General features: G+C 33.0%; 16 protein-coding genes. 8 read left to right on the forward strand and 8 right to left on the reverse strand.

The window, feature by feature from the left end; genetic code table 11:
• Positions 1–6: 6 nt before the first annotated feature.
• From mnmG to KKQ76_RS10825, 5 genes are all read right to left on the reverse strand, one after another.
• Positions 7–1,872 (reverse strand): tRNA uridine-5-carboxymethylaminomethyl(34) synthesis enzyme MnmG, encoded by a 1,866-nt coding sequence (gene mnmG / locus KKQ76_RS10805; RefSeq protein ID WP_213197150.1) that lies wholly within the window; start codon positions 1,870–1,872, stop codon positions 7–9.
• Positions 1,873–2,128: 256 nt separating this feature from the next.
• Entirely contained in the window at positions 2,129–2,539 is a 411-nt protein-coding gene (gene ybeY, locus KKQ76_RS10810) for an rRNA maturation RNase YbeY (RefSeq protein WP_213197151.1), read from the reverse strand.
• A 12-nt stretch (positions 2,540–2,551) separates the two neighbouring features.
• Positions 2,552–4,708 (reverse strand): patatin-like phospholipase family protein, encoded by a 2,157-nt coding sequence (locus KKQ76_RS10815; RefSeq protein ID WP_213197152.1) that lies wholly within the window; start codon positions 4,706–4,708, stop codon positions 2,552–2,554.
• Positions 4,709–4,743: 35 nt separating this feature from the next.
• Complete coding sequence (locus KKQ76_RS10820) at positions 4,744–7,191, reverse strand: bifunctional UDP-N-acetylmuramoyl-tripeptide:D-alanyl-D-alanine ligase/alanine racemase (protein ID WP_213197153.1); 2,448 nt, start codon at positions 7,189–7,191, stop codon at positions 4,744–4,746.
• The gene (locus tag KKQ76_RS10825) at positions 7,191–7,775 is read right to left on the reverse strand and encodes a thymidine kinase (protein WP_069799881.1); all 585 of its coding nucleotides are present in this window, start codon (positions 7,773–7,775) and stop codon (positions 7,191–7,193) included. Before KKQ76_RS10825 ends, KKQ76_RS10820 begins: the two co-directional genes overlap by 1 nt.
• A 59-nt stretch (positions 7,776–7,834) precedes the next feature.
• On the opposite strand from KKQ76_RS10825, the gene KKQ76_RS10830 reads away from it, so the two are divergent.
• The 8 genes from KKQ76_RS10830 to KKQ76_RS10860 all read left to right on the forward strand — a co-directional run bounded on the left by KKQ76_RS10830 (position 7,835) and on the right by KKQ76_RS10860 (position 14,092).
• Positions 7,835–8,842 (forward strand): hypothetical protein, encoded by a 1,008-nt coding sequence (locus KKQ76_RS10830; RefSeq protein ID WP_213197154.1) that lies wholly within the window; start codon positions 7,835–7,837, stop codon positions 8,840–8,842.
• A 79-nt stretch (positions 8,843–8,921) separates the two neighbouring features.
• Positions 8,922–10,289 carry a UDP-N-acetylmuramate--L-alanine ligase gene (locus tag KKQ76_RS10835; RefSeq protein WP_213197155.1) on the forward strand — a complete coding sequence of 456 codons (1,368 nt, stop codon included), beginning with the start codon at positions 8,922–8,924 and terminating at the stop codon, positions 10,287–10,289.
• A gap of 135 nt (positions 10,290–10,424) precedes the next feature.
• On the forward strand, positions 10,425–10,886 hold the full coding sequence (tnpA, locus tag KKQ76_RS10840) for an IS200/IS605 family transposase (protein WP_213197156.1): 462 nt from the start codon (positions 10,425–10,427) through the stop codon (positions 10,884–10,886).
• A 184-nt stretch (positions 10,887–11,070) separates the two neighbouring features.
• Positions 11,071–11,745, forward strand: coding sequence for a 16S rRNA (cytidine(1402)-2'-O)-methyltransferase (gene rsmI, locus KKQ76_RS10845; protein ID WP_213197524.1), 675 nt, complete (start codon positions 11,071–11,073; stop codon positions 11,743–11,745).
• A 64-nt stretch (positions 11,746–11,809) separates the two neighbouring features.
• Complete coding sequence (locus KKQ76_RS10850) at positions 11,810–12,190, forward strand: DUF1801 domain-containing protein (protein ID WP_317194570.1); 381 nt, start codon at positions 11,810–11,812, stop codon at positions 12,188–12,190.
• Positions 12,191–12,219: 29 nt separating this feature from the next.
• Complete coding sequence (locus tag KKQ76_RS12800) at positions 12,220–12,387, forward strand: YdeI/OmpD-associated family protein (RefSeq protein ID WP_317194575.1); 168 nt, start codon at positions 12,220–12,222, stop codon at positions 12,385–12,387.
• A 158-nt stretch (positions 12,388–12,545) separates the two neighbouring features.
• Positions 12,546–13,289: a 3-oxoacyl-[acyl-carrier-protein] reductase gene (gene fabG, locus KKQ76_RS10855; protein WP_069799888.1), complete on the forward strand. Its 744-nt coding sequence runs from the start codon at positions 12,546–12,548 to the stop codon at positions 13,287–13,289.
• A gap of 224 nt (positions 13,290–13,513) precedes the next feature.
• Complete coding sequence (locus KKQ76_RS10860; protein ID WP_213197157.1) at positions 13,514–14,092, forward strand: 5'-methylthioadenosine/S-adenosylhomocysteine nucleosidase family protein; 579 nt, start codon at positions 13,514–13,516, stop codon at positions 14,090–14,092.
• Positions 14,093–14,320: 228 nt separating this feature from the next.
• Here the strand turns inward: KKQ76_RS10860 and guaC are convergent, their stop codons facing one another.
• The 3 genes from guaC to KKQ76_RS10875 form a co-directional block, all read right to left on the reverse strand.
• Entirely contained in the window at positions 14,321–15,364 is a 1,044-nt protein-coding gene (guaC, locus tag KKQ76_RS10865; RefSeq protein ID WP_213197158.1) for a GMP reductase, read from the reverse strand.
• 433 nt (positions 15,365–15,797) lie between these two features.
• Entirely contained in the window at positions 15,798–17,507 is a 1,710-nt protein-coding gene (locus KKQ76_RS10870; protein WP_213197159.1) for an N-6 DNA methylase, read from the reverse strand.
• Positions 17,492–17,794: a hypothetical protein gene (locus tag KKQ76_RS10875; protein WP_213197160.1), complete on the reverse strand. Its 303-nt coding sequence runs from the start codon at positions 17,792–17,794 to the stop codon at positions 17,492–17,494. Before KKQ76_RS10875 ends, KKQ76_RS10870 begins: the two co-directional genes overlap by 16 nt.

Consider the following 17,794-nt stretch of genomic DNA (forward strand, 5'->3'; position numbering starts at 1 on the left):
TTACTTTTATCTTCCTAAATAAATAAGCAATACATTAATATCTGCTGGAGAAACTCCAGAAATCCTTCCAGCTTGTGCTATGGTTTTAGGTTGAATTTTATTGAGCTTTTGTTTTGCTTCAGCGGAAAGAGATGAAATTTTAGAATAATCAAAATCTTCTGGAATTCTAATGGTTTCTAATCTTTGTAATTTGGCTACATTATCTCTTTCTTTTTCTATATATCCTTTGTATTTAATATTGATTTCTGCCTGTTCTTTTTGCTCTTCATTATACTGTTCTACTTTTTCTTTGATGAAATCAATAGCAGTTAATTTTTCTAAGGAAAGATTAGGTCTGGCAAGAATTTGTGCAGCTCTGTAAGCTTGGTCTACCGGTGAACTTTCATTAGCTTCTAGAATAGGATTGATAATACCAGGTTTTAAAGAAGTTTCTCTCAGAAATTCTTCTAATTCCGAAGATTTAGCCACTTTTTCTTCCATATTTTTGAGTCTTTCTTCTTTAGCTAGACCAAGATTGAAAGCTTTTTCTGTAAGTCTAATATCAGCATTATCTTGTCTTAAAAGCAGTCTGTATTCTGCTCTAGAAGTAAACATTCTGTATGGTTCTTCGGTTCCTTTGGTAATTAAATCATCTATTAAAACTCCTATATATGCTTCATCTCTGCTAAGTATGAATTCATCTTTTTCGTGAACTTTATTATGAGCATTAATTCCTGCCATCAAACCTTGTCCAGCTGCTTCTTCGTAACCAGTAGTTCCATTTATTTGACCAGCAAAATAAAGGTTTTCTATCAGTTTAGTTTCCAAAGTATGTTTTAATTGAGTAGGAGGGAAGTAATCATATTCTATAGCGTAACCAGGTCTGAAAATTTTAGCTTTTTCAAAGCCAGGAACATGGTGTAATGCTTTCAATTGAACATCTTCTGGTAATGAAGAACTAAAGCCATTTACATAAACTTCTACGGTATTCCAACCTTCAGGTTCAGCAAATAATTGATGACGGTTTCTTTCCGCAAAACGGTTGATTTTATCTTCAATACTTGGACAATATCTTGGTCCAATACTTTGGATAGTACCATTAAACATTGGAGATTTATCAAATCCAGTTCTTAGAATTTCGTGTACAGTATCATTGGTATAAGTAATGAAACAACTGCGCTGTTTCGTTAATTTAGGAGTATCTAAATAACTGAATTTTTGCGGATTTTTGTCTCCAGCTTGTTCTTCCATTTTAGAATAATCAAGGCTTCTTCCGTCTACACGAACTGGTGTTCCTGTTTTCATTCTACCAGCTTCAAAGCCTAAATCTACCAATTGTTCGGTAATTCCATAAGCTTTTGGTTCTCCCATTCTTCCTCCTCCTAACTGTTTATCACCAACGTGAATCAGGCCATTTAGGAAAGTTCCATTGGTTAAAACCACAGATTTTCCTTTTATTTCTATACCTAAAGAAGTAATTACGCCTTCTACTTTGCCATTATTGATGATTAAAGATTTCACCATATCCTGAAAAAAATCAAGATTTGGCGTGTTTTCTAGAACATATCGCCATTCTTCTGCGAATTTCATTCTATCATTTTGTGTTCTAGGAGACCACATTGCAGGTCCTTTTGAAAGGTTAAGCATCTTGAATTGAATAGCAGATTTATCAGCTACAATTCCGCTAAAACCACCCATTGCATCTATTTCTCTTACAATTTGACCTTTTGCAATACCACCCATTGCTGGATTGCAAGACATCTGTCCGATGGTTTGCATATTCATTGTAATAAGCACGGTTTTAGAACCTAGATTAGCAGCAGCAGCAGCAGCTTCGCAACCAGCGTGACCAGCTCCTACTACGATTACATCATATGTTTCGTTAAATAACATTTATATCTATTTATAAATTTTCTATTTTTTTTCAAATGTTTCACGTGAAACATTGTATAAATTTTATTACCAATTACGGAATGTAACTAGCCCCGATTGACTCCAAATTAATTTATTTTTCAATTTGAGTCGTCTAAACTCGTTCCTCGCTTTGAAGCATTTGTTTGAGCTCTTTTTATATTTTTGTATGGGGCAAAAAGCGTCTGGAAAATATAAAAAAGCGAGTGCGGAAAGCGGGAATAGCTTCTGAAAAATTTTATTCTGTTTTTAATGACAAATAAAAATCTTCTTTTGCACGCATTGTTTTTTGTTCTTCTTCGGTTTTATCTTTATAACCACAAAGGTGAAGAATGCCATGTGCAATTACTCTTTTCTTTTCTTCTTCGTAATTTTTTGAAATAAGACTAGCATTGTCCTTAATTCGCTGCAAAGATACAAAAATCTCTCCTGAAATGGTTTTTCCACGAACTTGGTCGAAAGTAATGATATCTGTATAATAATCATGAGCTAGAAAATCTTGATTGATTTTGAGCAAATATTCATCATCACAGAAAATATAATTGATTTCTCCGAGTTTTTTTCCTTCGGAAATAATGATATTTTCAATCCAATTTTTAAGATTTTCGTCTATATTTTCGTCTATATTTTCGTAAAAAAAATGTATCATTAATTTATATTTTTAGAACCAGTGACCAAGAACAACAGTGAAAATTCCAGGTTTAGATTTAAATGCGTGACTGTAATTAAGTTTTACTTGTCCAAATGGTGAATCGTATCCTAGTGTAATTGCGGCTGAATTATATTTCAAATCAAGGAATTTAGAATCATCAAAATTTTCAAAAATATTGGCTGAATTAATTCCTGCAATCACATAAAAATTTCTGTAAAAATTAAACTGAAAGTTATTAGAAACCGTAAAAATATTATTTCCTTTTTCTTCACCAAGATTATACCCGTTAAATCTTACAAAATTAACGATTCTTTGTTCAAAAACTCCTCCTAAATGATATTGGTAAAAATCATTAACAGGATTAATAGAAATTCCATAAAAAGTAGACAAACGATAAGTTAGCCACTTGGTGATAGGAAAATTTCCTCTTAAATCTGCTTTTATTTGGAAGGCTCTTTTATTCTGTTCGTCATCAAATATGTTATAAATTTTTGCTTCTATATTGGTATAAAACCCTCTTTTTGGGAAAGATTTACTGTCTTGATTATCTGCTCTCATAAACATGAAAGGGTTGAAATAATTACCGAATTTTTCATTATTGGTGATAATTTCTTTAGTAGAAAAATTATCATGACTTAAACCTAGACCAAAAGCAAATTTATCTTTCCAAATGGATTGAATAAACGCTTCATTTCTGTACCAATTCCATTTATTCACTGCATTTCCGTCTGCATTTTCTGTATCAAAGCTCATTCCAGAAGCATAGAAGCCAAATCCTGGAATATAACCGTTATCAATGAAATAATTGATGTAATATCTAGGTTTATCCCCAAAAACACCATCTATAGAGATGTTAGAGTTTTTAAAAACGAGTCTTTTAATGGTAATATTAGCCAATAATCCAGATTTGAAAATCTCATCATAATGCAAACCGAATTTTAAGAAAAATCTTGTGTCGTCTTCACTTACATTCAGTTTTAGAATATTTCTGTTATCGCGTTGAATAATATCGTAATTGATAATTTTATAGTTATTGGTAGCGTAGAGTTTATCTACCATTTTATTAATCTTTCCATAGGTTTGTACCGATGGAATCAGGAGATTCATCTTTCCTTGAACGTAATATTTGCTGTAAATTTTATTATTTTCTAATTCTAATGCATCAATTTTATAGATATTAGAATAAATAGGATTGATAGGAATTCTAAGATATTCGTAGCCTTTTTTAGGAAGTTTATCAAATACTTCTACATATTTCATCGCTTCTGTGTAGCCAGATTTTAGAATTTTGGCTTTATCATCAAAACTGGTTACTCCTAAACCTTCAAGATTAGGCTTGATATTTACATCTGTAAATTTTAATTGATTCTTAGTCTCTTCTACAATCCCAAAATCAATGATTTGATTCAAAATATCTACAATACTGTTAATTTTATCTCTTTTATTAAGTCCTTGATTTAAATCTACACCGATTACAATGTCTATTCCCTTCTTCTTTAGAAATTCTGATGGATAATTCACAGTCATTGCTCCATCCACATAGATACTATCTCCTATTTTTACAGGATCCATCAATGAGGGAAACGCAGAACTTGCCAATATAGATTCTGAGAGGTCTCCGTTTTCAAAAATTTTGATTTTTCCAGATTCTAAATTCGTGGCTACACACATGAATGGAATCGGTAACTTGCTGAAATCGTTTATGTTAGATACATTTTTGAATAATTCTTTGAGCAAGTATAGATTTTTTTGACCAGAAGAAATAGAAGTGGGAAGTGTAGCTTTTCCATTTTTTATAGGAACTTTTAGCAGATATTTATCTACCGATTTATTGAAAAAAGAACTTTCGGCGCGGTTATTTTGATTAGAAATCAAATTATAAAAATCGGTGTCTAAAATAATTTTTTCAATATCTTTTCCGGTGTAACCAGAAGCGTATAAACCGCCTACAATCGCTCCCATACTAGTTCCAGAGATGTAATCAACTTTTACACCTAGAGAATCCAGCACTTTTAGAACGCCTACATGCGCAAATCCTTTAGCTCCGCCTCCAGAAAGTGACAATCCAATTTTAGGATTTTTGGGAATTTTTAGATCTTCTTTCACTTGAGCATTTACATGTAAAGTGAAGAATATCAATAATATATAAAATATTAATTTTTTCATTTGTGAGTAATATTTGGGTGTTTTGGTGTGATGTTTTAATCTTTTATGTAGATTCTTTTTACTCTTCTAGAAATAGAAGTAAGCACTTCATAAGGAATGGTTTGGCAATATCCAGAAAATTCTTCCAAAGTTGGATTACCGTTAAAAATAATCACTTCATCTCCTTCTTTGGCTTCAATATTCTGTAAATCAACCATTAACATATCCATGCAAATATTTCCTACGATGGAAACTTTTTGGTTATGAATGCCTACAAATCCTTTTTTATTGCCAATTAATCTAGGAATTCCGTCTGCATAACCTACAGGAATCGTAGCAATTCTGGTGTCTTTTTCTGCTTTGTATTTTCTATTGTAACCTATTGATTCTCCTTGTTTTACTTCAGAAATTTGTGAAATTACGGTTTTAAAAGTTACAGCACTTTGTAATTGTTTTTTCACTTTTGGATTGGCCGAAATTCCTACCATTCCTATTCCAATTCTTACCATTTCAAACTGATAATCAGAATAATAGGTAATTCCAGCAGTGTTTAAAATATGTCTGATGGGTTGATAACCCAAAACTTCAGAAATTTTAGAAGAAACTCTTTGGAATGTACGAATTTGCTCCATCGTGTAATCATCTTCTTCAGGAACGTCTGCAGAAGAAAGATGGCTAAAAATACTGGCAACTTTTACATTGTATTTTTTAAGATTTTCTACCAATTCATCTATTTCATGTTCCTTAAAACCAAGACGATGCATCCCAGTTTCTACCTTGATATGAATAGGATATTTCTGCTGAATTCCCTTTAATTGCAATTGGTTAGCAAAAAGTTCTAATACTCTCAAACTGTAAATTTCTGGCTCGAGATTATAATCTATAATCACATCATAACTGCCTTGTTCAGGATTCATGACCAAAATGGGTGTGGTGATTCCATTTTTTCTAAGGTCTACTCCTTCATCTGCGTATGCAACACCCAGATAATCAATGTGATGATGTTGCAAAAATTCTGCAATTTCATAACCGCCAAGTCCATAAGAATAGGCTTTTACCATCGCACACATTTTGGTTTCTGGTTTTAGCAAAGACTTATGAACATTAATATTATGCAGAATAGCGTTGAGATTTATTTCTAAAACAGTATCGTGTTTTTGAAGTTCTAAATGTGATTTTATTTTCTCAAATTCAAAAATTCTTGCTCCTTTCAGCAGAATTAATTGATTTTCAATGGAATTGAGTTGTTGGCTCTCTAATAATTCTTTTGTGGTAGAAAAAGTATATGTTTTAGCATTAAATTTTTCTTGAAATCTAGAAATTTGATTGCCAACTAAAAATATCTGTTTGAAATTTTGCTGATTGGTAATTTCTGCCACTTTATGATACAGCGAAACATCATCATTTTTTACATCAAAAATATCCGAAAGAACTAAGGTTTTTTCGTCTCTATTATACTGATTAATAAACTGATATGCAATAATGAGCGAGTCTAAATCTAAGTTAAAAGAGTCATTGATAATCAAATTATTACGAACTCCATTTACACTTTCTAATCGCATTTCTACCGCTTTCAGATTGTTGATTTTTTCAACTATTTTTTCGTTGGTAAAACCAAATTCTTTTAAAATACAGATTAACGCCAAAGCATTGGTAAGCGTAGCTTCGTCTCTTTGGTTCGCAGGAAAACTCAATTTTTCTGAGAAATATTGAACTAAAATTTCTTGATTTCTATCTTTATAATCACAGATAATTTTTACATCATTATGAGCTTTTAGACCAAAGCTAATCAGTTTTTTGTAAGAATATTGCGTTTTTATTTCTTTACAAACTTGCTCATTATCACCATTATAGATAATAATTTCTGAATTTTTGAAAAGAATCAGTTTTTCTTTAATCAGCTGAAGTTCATTTTCGAAATTAGAAGAGTGCGCCGTTCCAATGTGAGTTAAAATTCCAATTTTAGGAGAAAAAATTTCTTCTAAAGTATTCATTTCTTGTGGTTTAGAAATTCCCACTTCGAAAATTCCTACTTGATGTTTCTCTGAAGTTTGTAACAGAGAAATCGGTAAACCAATCTGTGAGTTGAAACTTTTTGGGGATTTCACCGTTGGAAATTCATTCCATAAACATTGGTATAACCATTCTTTCACGATGGTTTTTCCGTTACTTCCCGTAATTCCTATGGTTTTAATAGGTTGATTTTCAATATGATAATGTGCTAAATCTTGTAGAAATTTTACAGAATTTTCTACAATAATCCATGTAATTCCTTCGTATTCTGAATAAAAATTTTCAGAAATAATGATTTTAATTCCTTTTTCTATCGCTTGTGCGATGTATTTCTCACCAGAATTTTTGGGAGTATTGATGGCGATAAAAGCAGTTTTGAGGGTAGAATAAATATTTCTGCTGTCAAAAGCAATATGATGAATTTGCAGATTTTTATTCCCAATGATTTGAGATTGAGTAATTTCTGCTATTTCTTTTGTGGTGTAATTCATTATTTTTTATTCAAAACTTCGTCTATGAAAATTCTTCTACTTACGGCTTCGTAACTATCGGTTTCCCCAAGTTGTACCAAGTCTTTGCTGCTAGAAGTTCTCATAGAATAGTTGGCCAAGTTTCCTGTGGTTTTACAAATCGCGTGTACTTTTGTCACGTATTCTGCGGTTGCCATTAAAAAAGGCATTGGTCCGAAAGGTCTTCCTAAGAAATCCATATCTAGACCAGCAATTACTACTCGTATTCCGTTATTAGCCAATTGATTAGCTACTTCTACAATTCCATCATCGAAAAACTGTGCTTCATCTATTCCTACCACATCACAAGTAGAACCCAGTAGTAAAATTTCGTTTGAACTTTCTACAGGAGTACTTCTAATTTTGTTGTGATTATGTGAAACAACTTCTTCCTCATCATAGCGAGTATCTATTTTCGGTTTGAAAATTTCTACTTTTTGTCCAGCCATTTCAGCTCTGCGCAATCTGCGAATCAGTTCTTCGGTTTTCCCCGAAAACATTGAGCCACAAATTACTTCCATCCATCCACTTTGTTTTGCGTGGTTTATTGTATTTTCTAAAAACATTGTCTAAATTAGCAGATATAAATAAGTTTCAAATTTACGCAAAAATTAAAAGATTTGCCATGCAAAAATTACAAGAAACACAAGAAAGATTATTCGCTGAAATTAAAGAATTGATTTCAAAGATTTCATCTTTTTCAAATGAAGAAGATTTTATAGCAGAAGTAGGAGTTTTCACAGAACTTCAGGAAAAAGTTATTTCCTTTAAAAATTATTCAGAGATGCTTTCTGTTATTCGTGCCGAAGAAAATGTAGAACAAGATATTGAAAGACAGGTGATAAACTTTGAAATTGATACTAAAAAATTAGATGATTTCAGTCAACCAGTTGTAGATATTGAAGAAGAATTAGAAGAGGAACCTTTAGTTGGAGAAAATGCAGTGGCAGAAAAACTTGACGAAGAATATTTCATTGAAAAAGAACAGAATATCAATGAATTAGCTGAAAATATAGAAAAAGAAAAAGAGCAAGAAATTTCTGAAATTACTTTGGCTAAAGAAGAAATGGAGAAAAAAGATGAAGAAGAAAGGCTTCATGAAGAAAGAAGAAAAATTATAGATATTCCTGCTCCTGTTCATCATCACGAAGAAAAACTTGAGCCAACTTCAGAAGAAAAACCTGGGAGCCAAGAAGAATCTCATCACGGAACCAAGGAACATCATGAGAAAAAATTCAAATTGGCGCACATTAAAGGACTGAAAGCAACTGTTCAAAGCCTTTTTGATGATGATCCTTTAGAACATATTCAAGAAAAAATAGACGTTACTCACCTTCCAGAAGAGAAAAAAGCACCAAGTTTACTAAAATCTAATCTTCCTACAGATTCTATGGAAGCAGAAAAAACACTTCCAGATTTTAAATTAGATATTAATGACAGAATTGCTTTTACAAAGGTTCTTTTTAACGGAAGTCAGGTAGAACTGAATCAAGTGGTGAATCGTCTGAATTCTTATACTACTCTAGAACAAGCAAAAGAATATCTCAGCGAAGTTTATTATGAAAAAGGCTGGGAAAAAGTAGATGAATACGCACAGAGATTGTGGAGCTTAGTAGAAAATAAATTTATGTAAAATTGGTTGTCTGTTGAAGGTTGTTAGTTGATAGAAGAATTCCAACAACCATCAACCATTAACCATCAACTAAAAAATAATGAATATTTCAGATTTTAAAAATCCTTTTTTCATAGGAGTTGCAGGAGTTGGGATGAGTGCAATTGCTCAATACTTGCAGGGAATTGGCAAAAATGTATCGGGAAGCGACCGATATTTTCATCCTGATGAATACAATAAAACCAAGGAACAACTTGAAAATGAAGGCATAAAGTGTTTTCTACAAGACGGAAGTGGAATTACCGCAGAAACAGATTTAGTAGTAGTTTCCACCGCAATTGAAGACACCGTTTACGAAGTAAAAAAAGCCAAAGAACTCGGAATTCCGATTATTAAAAGAAGCCAACTTCTCGCGATGATTGCGAAAAGTAAAAAAACGGTTGCAGTTGCGGGAACTTCTGGAAAATCAACTACTTCGGCAATGCTTTTTCAAATTTTGTTAGATGCAGGTTTGGAACCGTCTATTATTTCTGGAGCGGGTTTAACAAGTATTATCAAACAAGGAAAAATTGGTAATGCTTACGTTGGGAAAGGAGATTGGCTCATTATAGAAGCGGATGAAAGCGATGGTTCGGTTGTTCAATATGAACCAGAAATCGGACTTTTACTTAATGTAGATAAAGACCATCAAGAAATAGAAGAGTTAATGGATTTATTTACAACTTTTAAAAAGAACAGTCAAAGACTGTTTGTTGTAAATCAATCGAATGCATTGGCCAAAACATTGTCGGCGAATATAAAAAATGATTTCGGTTTTGAAACTGAAGCTGGTTTTGCTGCTAAAAACTTCAAACAAGAAGGGTTTAAATTAAGTTTTGAAATTGACAATCAAGAATTTACAATGAACGCAATAGGACAGCACACCGTAGAAAATGCTACGGCTGCAGTTGCGGTGGCCAATCAAATTGATGTAGATTTAAAAACTTGCGCCGAAAGTTTATCAAAATACGAAGGAATTTACAGGCGTCATCAAATTCTCGGACAAAAAAATGGAGTTTGGGTAATAGATGATTACGCGCACAATCCTGCGAAATGTGCCGCTTCAATTAAAGCTTGCCAACCTTTGGCTGAAAAAGTAGTGGCTTGGTTTCAACCTCATGGTTATGGGCCAACAAGATTTTTGAGAAATGATTTTGTGGAAGAAATTTCGGCTTCACTTCGTGAAAATGATGAAATTTGGATGAGCGAAATTTTCTATGCTGGCGGAACTGCTGTGAAAGATATTTCTGCGAATGATTTAATTGAAGACATAAAAGCGAAAGGCAAAAAGGCGTATTTCGTGGAAGATAGAAACCAGTTTTTAGAAATGGTAAGACCTTCATTATCAGAAAATTCGGTTTTACTATTGATGGGAGCGAGAGATCCTAGCTTGGAGGAGTTTTGTAAAGATTTGTATGAGAAATTGTAATTGGTCTAAGATTAAAATCTCAGACTAATATTTCGTTCGTCGCTCTGCGACTTTGTAAATTTAAGAGAGTTTCAGAGGAACGAACGATTTGACAATCTATGAATTCATTCATAGAGGATAATAAAACTAATAACGATGCCAAATACCTACGTAAAACTATACGTGCAAACTGTTTTTGCAGTAAAATATAGAAATGCTCTCATTAAGGAATGTTTCAGAAAAGAATTATTTGCAGTTATTGGAAATTTGATAAATGAAACAGGTTGTCAAACAATTATTGCAAATGGAGTTGAAGACCATGTTCATTGTTTCTTTACGTTGAAAACTACACTTTCACTTTCAGAAGTGATGAAAAGTGTGAAAGCAAAATCATCAAAATGGGTTAATGAAAATCAATTTTTAGAGGAAAGATTTGAATGGCAAAGAGGTTTTGGAGGTTTTAGTTATAATCAAAGTTCTATACCTAATGTATATAAATATATAGAAAATCAAGAAATTCATCATAATCAAGAGGATTTTAAAAATGAATATTTAAAACTTTTACAGAAATTTGAGGTGGAGTATGATGAAAATTATTGGTTTGAAGATTTAATTTAAATTTGTCTAAGATTAAAATCTCAGACTTTAATTTCGTTCGTCGCTCTGCGACTTTGTAGATTTAAGAGAGTTCCGGAGGAACGAACGATTTTAGAACCTATGAATTCATAGAAAAAAACAAACATAGCTTTTATAGTGAGTTCCGTAGGAACGACCGATATTAAAAGTTATGAATTTATTCATAATGAGCGGAATCCTATATTTTGTTCCAACACCGATTGGAAACCTAGAAGATATGACTTTCAGAGCGATAAAAGTGCTGAAAGAAGTAGATTATATCCTTTGTGAAGACACCAGAACTTCGGGAATTTTGTTAAAGCACTACGAAATTTCTAAACCTCTAAAATCGTATCATCTTCATAATGAACATACAGCAACTGAAAAAGTAATTGCAGATTTAAAATCTGGACAAAACATTGCCATTATTACCGATGCAGGAACTCCTGGAATTTCAGATCCTGGATATTTGCTCGGAAAAGCTTGTGCAGATGAAGATTTGGAGATGATTTGTTTGCCGGGAGCAACTGCTTTTGTTCCAGCTTTGGTGGTTTCGGGTTTACCGAATCACGATTTTTATTTCGCAGGGTTTTTACCTCAAAAAAAAGGCAGACAAACCAAACTGAAACAACTCGCGGAAGAGAAAAAAACCATCGTTTTATACGAAAGTCCGCATAAAATTAATACTACTTTAGAACAGATTAAAGAATTTTTCGGAGAAAATACCAAAGTAAGTTTAAGCCGAGAAATCTCTAAAAAATTCGAGGAAACCAAGCGCGGAACCATTGACGAACTCATTGCTTTTTCTAAAAGTAAAACACTGAAAGGCGAAATAGTTTTGATTGTGAATAATGCATTTTAAAAATATTGCTTTAACAACAGTAATTTTCTGTGCATTTCTGTGTAATCTGTGAGAAAAATAAAGAATGAAACCCACCGTAGAAGAACTTATTGCCAAAAATAAAAATTGGAAAGAAGAACTCACAAAACTTCGTTCCATTGTTTTGGATTGTGGTTTAACGGAGGAGGTAAAATGGTATCAACCGTGTTATTCTTTTAATGGAAGCAATCTCATTATTTTGGGGAGTTTCAAAGACTTTTGTACATTGAGTTTTTTCAAAGGAGTTTTGCTGAAAGACGAACATAAAATCTTAGAATTTGCAGGTCAAAACACACAATCAGCAAAAATCGTAAAGTTTACTAATCTACATCAAATCAATGAATTAGAATCTATTTTGAAAGACTACATCAAAGAAATGATTGCCCTCGAAAAATCTGGCGCAAAAGTTACTTTCAAAACAATATAGAACAAAAATTACCCGAAGAATTAGAAGAAATTTTTAGCCAAGATAAACATTTTGAAAAGGCGTTTAAATCTTTAACTCCTGGTAGACAACGCGCATATTTACTGCATTTTTCTTCAGCAAAACAATCGGCGACTAGAATTTCAAGAATAGAAAAACTAAAACCAAAAATATTTGAGGGAAAAGGGTTAAACGATTAGTCAATAACGCAATTTAAAGTCTTATCATTATGCAGTAATACAGAATGAATAAATTCTCTTACATTTGCAGAAATTCATATTGAAATATTAAACTTGATATAAAATGAATTGAGCGAAAGCGAAATCCATAGCACAAATTAAAAAAATAAACAATTGTTATGAAACTACTTGAAGGAAAGGTGGCTCTTATTACAGGGGGAACTCGCGGAATCGGAAAAGGAATTGTAGAAGTTTTTGCAGCACAAGGTGCGAAAGTGGCTTTTACATATGCTGGTTCTGTAGAAAAAGCACAAGAATTAGAAAAATCATTAAGTTCTGTTACCCAAATCAAAGGTTATCAATCAGATGCTTCAGACCACGAAGCAGCTCAAAAATTGGTAGATGATGTAATGGCAGAATTTGGGAAAATCGATATTTTAATCAATAACGCTGGAATTACCAGAGATAATTTGATGCTGAGAATGTCAAAAGAAGATTGGGATACGATTATCAAAGTAAATCTAGATTCTGTTTTCAACTTGACAAAAGCGGTAATTAAACCTATGATGAAAGCAAGAAGCGGTTCTATTATTAACATGACTTCTGTAGTTGGGGTAAAAGGAAACGCAGGACAAGCGAATTATGCAGCTTCTAAAGCTGGTGTAATTGGTTTTACTAAATCTGTAGCTTTGGAATTGGGTTCTAGAAATATCAGATGTAATGCGATTGCGCCAGGATTTATAGAAACTGAAATGACTGCCGTTCTAGACGAGAAAACCGTACAAGGATGGAGAGATGCCATTCCATTGAAACGCGGTGGAACTCCAGAAGATGTAGCAAACGCTTGTGTATTCTTCGGAAGCGAAATGTCTGCCTATGTTACAGGTCAAGTCATGAATGTAGACGGCGGAATGCTTACTTAAAATATTGATAATCAATAAATAAACATAAAAAGGCTTCTTCGGAAGTCTTTTCATTTTTAAAGCCTTAAAACGCAAAGCAAATTAGATTAAAACGATAAAAAGGAAGCAAAGATTGAATCAACAAGTTGATTTCCATAAGCTTTTACCATTCGCTAGCGAATGAACTTTGCTTTCTTAGAAACGTTAGGATAGATGATATTCTTTGCGTTAAAAAAATAAATAAAATGAAAGAAATAAATATCAACGGAACCATTTACCAAAATCCGCTTTTAGTTTTTGCTTTAGAAGTAGAAGCGCAAGAAGAGTTTAATGATTTTCAGAAAATTTTTACTGGAGTAGGGAAGATTAATGCAGCATATCATCTTTTTAAAGGTATAGAAAAGTATAATCCCGATATTATCATTAATCTGGGAACCGCAGGAAGCACGGCTTTTAACAAGGGAAATGTGGTGTGTTGTACCCAGTTTATCCAAAGAGATATGGATGTGATGGCACTCGGTTTTCAAAAATTTGAAACGCCATTTGCAAATGGTGAGATTATTCTAGAACACGGCATCGCTTTACAAGATGTTCCGAATGGAATTTGCGGAAGCGGAGACCAATTCGAAATGGAACACAATAATACAGAATACAACGTGATAGAAATGGAAGCTTTTGCTTTGGCTAAAGTGTGCAAAGAAGAAAAATTACCATTTTTGTGTCTTAAATATATTTCTGATGGAGCAGATGGAAACGCAGTAGACGATTGGAGTACTGAAGTAAAAAAAGCAGCGCAAAAACTGAGAGAAACCCTTCTAAAATAGAAAATCCTCGAGTAATTCGAGGATTAAGCCATTATAATTCAAAGAATTATATTTTATTGGAGCACTTGTGTTTTCGGGTGCAAATATAAAAATAATATTTTATATCTCCAAAAAAAATTGATTAGAAATCCTTTGATTTACAGTAGTTTAGATAATAATTACCATTTCAATTAGCTATTGCAAATAAAATAATTGCATTAGCGTAAATAAAAAGTTTTTTTATCTAAGCTATTCGTTTCCAAATACTTCATTATGCTGTTCTTGCACTCTGATAAAGGTTGTTCTTTTTGATAATTCTTTCAGTTGAGAAGCGCCAACATACGTACAAGTAGAGCGTACTCCGCCTAAAATATCTTTCACCGTTTCGGCAACTGGTCCTTTGTATTTTACCTTTACAGTTTTCCCTTCAGAAGCGCGATATTCTGCAACGCCACCACTGTGTTTTTCCATGGCTGTTTTAGAACTCATTCCGTAAAATAATCTGAATTTTTTACCGTTTTCTTCTACCATTTCACCGCCACTTTCGTCGTGACCAGCAAACATTCCGCCCAGCATTACAAAATCTGCGCCGCCACCAAAAGCTTTGGCTACATCTCCCGGAACTTTGCAACCACCATCACCGATGATATGTCCACCTAAACCATGCGCTGCATCTGCACATTCTATAATCGCCGAAAGCTGAGGATAACCCACTCCAGTTTTCACTCTAGTTGTACACACAGAACCAGGGCCAATTCCTACTTTTATAATATCTGCACCAGCTAAAATGAGTTCTTCTACCATTTCGCCAGTCACCACATTTCCTGCGATGATGGTTTTATCTGGAAAATCTGCGCGAACTTTTTTCACAAAATTTACAAAATGTTCAGAATAACCATTGGCTACATCGATGCAGATGAAATTTATCTTTGGGAATTTACTGATGATTTCTTTAATTTTTTCTTCGTCACTGCTTCCTGTTCCAGAACTGATGGCGATGTATTGGTAAATGCTTTCTGGAGAATTTTCTAGAAAAGCCGACCATTCTTCTAACGTGTAATGCTTATGAATGGCGGTAATGATTTTTTCTTCTGCAAGAGCCGTTGCCATTTCAAAAGTTCCTACCGTATCCATATTGGCAGCGATAATGGGAACACCACGCCAAGTTTTTTTAGAATTTCTAAAGATAAATTCTCTCTCCAGACTTACTTGTGAACGAGATTTAAGAGTAGAACGTTTTGGGCGAAACATCACGTCTTTGAAGCCCAATTTTATATCATATTCTATGCGCATTTGGTAAAATTATTTTGTTAAAAATAAGAAATTTTTGGATTTCTTCAGCAGAAAAATTCGACAAATGTATAATTCAAAATGATTTAGAAAGCAGAGCAATTCTCTGGAGTTTCATACGGGTCAAAGTTGACTCAAGTTTTACGTTTGTTCGTGGTTTGTTCGTAATTTAGGGTACTTTTCCGAGGCTGATTCGAAGGAAACACGAACAAACCACGAGCAAACCCCAAGCAAAACTCCTATTTGACTGCTAGAAAACTCAAAGGATTATCCATAAAAAAAAATCCGCTTTTTGCGGATTTTAGGGTTTATTTTTTTATTGTAGTCACGGATTAGAAATCCGAGAGATCGGGTTGTGCAAAAGTTACCTTTTATCAATAGTGGCTGCTTAGTGTTTTTTGACTTTGTGCGCTTGGAAAAATACAAATGTGTAGGATTAGTCTTTCACAGCAAAACGTATTTTGTAAAGATGTAATAATGATGCTTTAATTGCGTCATAATGTTCGGCTATCCCAAAAATTTCCAAAAGTACTTTTTCAAAATTTATTCTGTCTGCTTGTTCAATTTCTTGTTCTAATGGCAATCTGTTTCTTTGAGAAATTGGCTGAAAAGCGTCTGTAATTGCTTGTTTTTGTCCGTCAGATAAGGACTGAAAATCTAAAATTTTAAAATCCCGTTCAAATTTTGTTGCTCTTAAATCAAGTGCACCTAATCCTCTTCCAAAGCCAAAACTTTCTATAAAGAACATACTCAAAATACTATTCAACAAAGCAAGTAATAATACTCTATCTTCGGTTTGAAATTCAGCTTTTAAAGAAAGTCCAATCATTCTTTGGTCTATGAATGAACGGTTGTTGAAAGTTGCTATAAACAGACTTTTGTCATAATTCACGTTTGCAACAAAATCCGCCATATTATCGGTTTTCATTTCATACCAAAACATATTTGCTTTGTGTAATGATTGAGTAAGAGGAACGCCCGTTTCGTTGTTTTGATTTTCAAAACTTCTTATCCATTCCAACGCTCCTGTATGGTTGAGTTGTACTAATTCGTCTATACTTTTAGAACAGCAAAACGCTTCTGCATCGGCAGTACAATAAAGACCTGCTGTTCCTCTTAAATTTTTCAAAATAGGTTTGATATATTCGGCTTCAATATTGTGTCCCAAAGCAGGATAAAATAAAGCGTTCCAACCTCGTCTTTCTCCACGAGTAAAATTAAACACCTGATTGCAGTCAATTAGTTTTTCCGAAATATCTGAAAGCCAATTTAGGTTTGCAAAGTATCCACACCAAGGAATACCAATGGTTTCTAAATTGGTTATCTCGTTAGTTGAATAATTTTGAATAGAAACAATATCATTTGTAGTTCCCAACAAGATATTTTCACTTAGTTGTTTGATGTCGGGAATTACATCAATACTTTCTTTTAAAGTACAAAATGAAATTATTCTGTTTACATCAGATTCAGTGTTTGGATTTCGTTTTTTTGCTATCAAAAATGTAGTTACTACATCTGCATTATCAAACCATTTTCCTTTTCCTGAAATAACGACAGTTTCAATGTCATAGAATTTTTGAATTAACGCTAAAAAAATCTCCCCGTAATCAGTTCCCAACCAAGCGTTAGAAAGAATTAGCCCAATTTTTCCATTTTCTGAAAGCAGTTTATGCAAGTAAAACGGAATATAAGCGAAAATATCACTTTTACCACTTAATGTAATTGTAGTGTCTGCTTCTTTGTGAATGAAATTGTTTATTTCCGTGATATTTGGATTTAACACTTCAATTTCTTTACTCTTTATGAACGGCAAATTTGAAACAACATAATTCACAGTTGGAAACTGTTTAATAACATCATTGCCATTGTTTGGGTCTTTAAATGTAATGTCTTTGCCTATCTCTATATCAATTACATCTTCTCTGAAAATGTTTAATACTTTCCCAATATTGTTGGGCTTAGCCAAAGTCATTGTAGATAATTGAATAGGAAATGAATGTTTATCCGATGCCCAAATGCTGTTTATTGTAGCATCTTGATTTATGTCATATTCTTCTTTGAGTGCGTATGCTTGGTTAATTATTGTTCCTGTACCACAACAAGGGTCAATTACAATTCCTACTTTGTCTTCTATTTGTAATACCATTCTAAAAAATCTTGATGAGCAGGATTTTCAGCATCTACGAATTCTTTCAAGGTTGATATAGCTTCAAGGTCAATGCAAGATTCTCGTTTCAAACGTCCTTCATCAAAATTTGAAAACATAAAAACTATCTCACTCATTACAATCACATCTTGCCCAAGCTCATTTGCGGTAATAATGTCATAATTGCCCAAAAAGTCAAACAATTCACAATAGTTTCGACCATCCTGTCCATATTTGGCAAATTGAATACTTAAAGTTCCATCTTTATAACTAACTAAGTCTTTCAT

The organism is Cloacibacterium caeni (assembly GCF_907163105.1).
GTDB lineage: Bacteria > Bacteroidota > Bacteroidia > Flavobacteriales > Weeksellaceae > Cloacibacterium > Cloacibacterium caeni_A.

What these genes read in the sequence shown, in the direction of transcription:
- guaC (WP_213197158.1), bottom strand. Translation starts at nt 15,364, where the DNA reads ATGCGCATAGAATATGATATAAAATTGGGCTTCAAAGACGTGATGTTT.
- KKQ76_RS10815 (WP_213197152.1), bottom strand. Translation starts at nt 4,708, where the DNA reads ATGAAAAAATTAATATTTTATATATTATTGATATTCTTCACTTTACAT.
- ybeY (WP_213197151.1), bottom strand. Translation starts at nt 2,539, where the DNA reads ATGATACATTTTTTTTACGAAAATATAGACGAAAATATAGACGAAAAT.
- tnpA (WP_213197156.1), top strand. Translation starts at nt 10,425, where the DNA reads ATGCCAAATACCTACGTAAAACTATACGTGCAAACTGTTTTTGCAGTA.
- KKQ76_RS10830 (WP_213197154.1), top strand. Translation starts at nt 7,835, where the DNA reads ATGCAAAAATTACAAGAAACACAAGAAAGATTATTCGCTGAAATTAAA.
- KKQ76_RS10860 (WP_213197157.1), top strand. Translation starts at nt 13,514, where the DNA reads ATGAAAGAAATAAATATCAACGGAACCATTTACCAAAATCCGCTTTTA.
- rsmI (WP_213197524.1), top strand. Translation starts at nt 11,071, where the DNA reads ATGAGCGGAATCCTATATTTTGTTCCAACACCGATTGGAAACCTAGAA.
- KKQ76_RS10820 (WP_213197153.1), bottom strand. Translation starts at nt 7,191, where the DNA reads ATGAATTACACCACAAAAGAAATAGCAGAAATTACTCAATCTCAAATC.
- KKQ76_RS10850 (WP_317194570.1), top strand. Translation starts at nt 11,810, where the DNA reads ATGAAACCCACCGTAGAAGAACTTATTGCCAAAAATAAAAATTGGAAA.
- KKQ76_RS10875 (WP_213197160.1), bottom strand. Translation starts at nt 17,794, where the DNA reads ATGAAAGACTTAGTTAGTTATAAAGATGGAACTTTAAGTATTCAATTT.
- KKQ76_RS10870 (WP_213197159.1), bottom strand. Translation starts at nt 17,507, where the DNA reads ATGGTATTACAAATAGAAGACAAAGTAGGAATTGTAATTGACCCTTGT.
- fabG (WP_069799888.1), top strand. Translation starts at nt 12,546, where the DNA reads ATGAAACTACTTGAAGGAAAGGTGGCTCTTATTACAGGGGGAACTCGC.
- KKQ76_RS10825 (WP_069799881.1), bottom strand. Translation starts at nt 7,775, where the DNA reads ATGTTTTTAGAAAATACAATAAACCACGCAAAACAAAGTGGATGGATG.
- mnmG (WP_213197150.1), bottom strand. Translation starts at nt 1,872, where the DNA reads ATGTTATTTAACGAAACATATGATGTAATCGTAGTAGGAGCTGGTCAC.
- KKQ76_RS10835 (WP_213197155.1), top strand. Translation starts at nt 8,922, where the DNA reads ATGAATATTTCAGATTTTAAAAATCCTTTTTTCATAGGAGTTGCAGGA.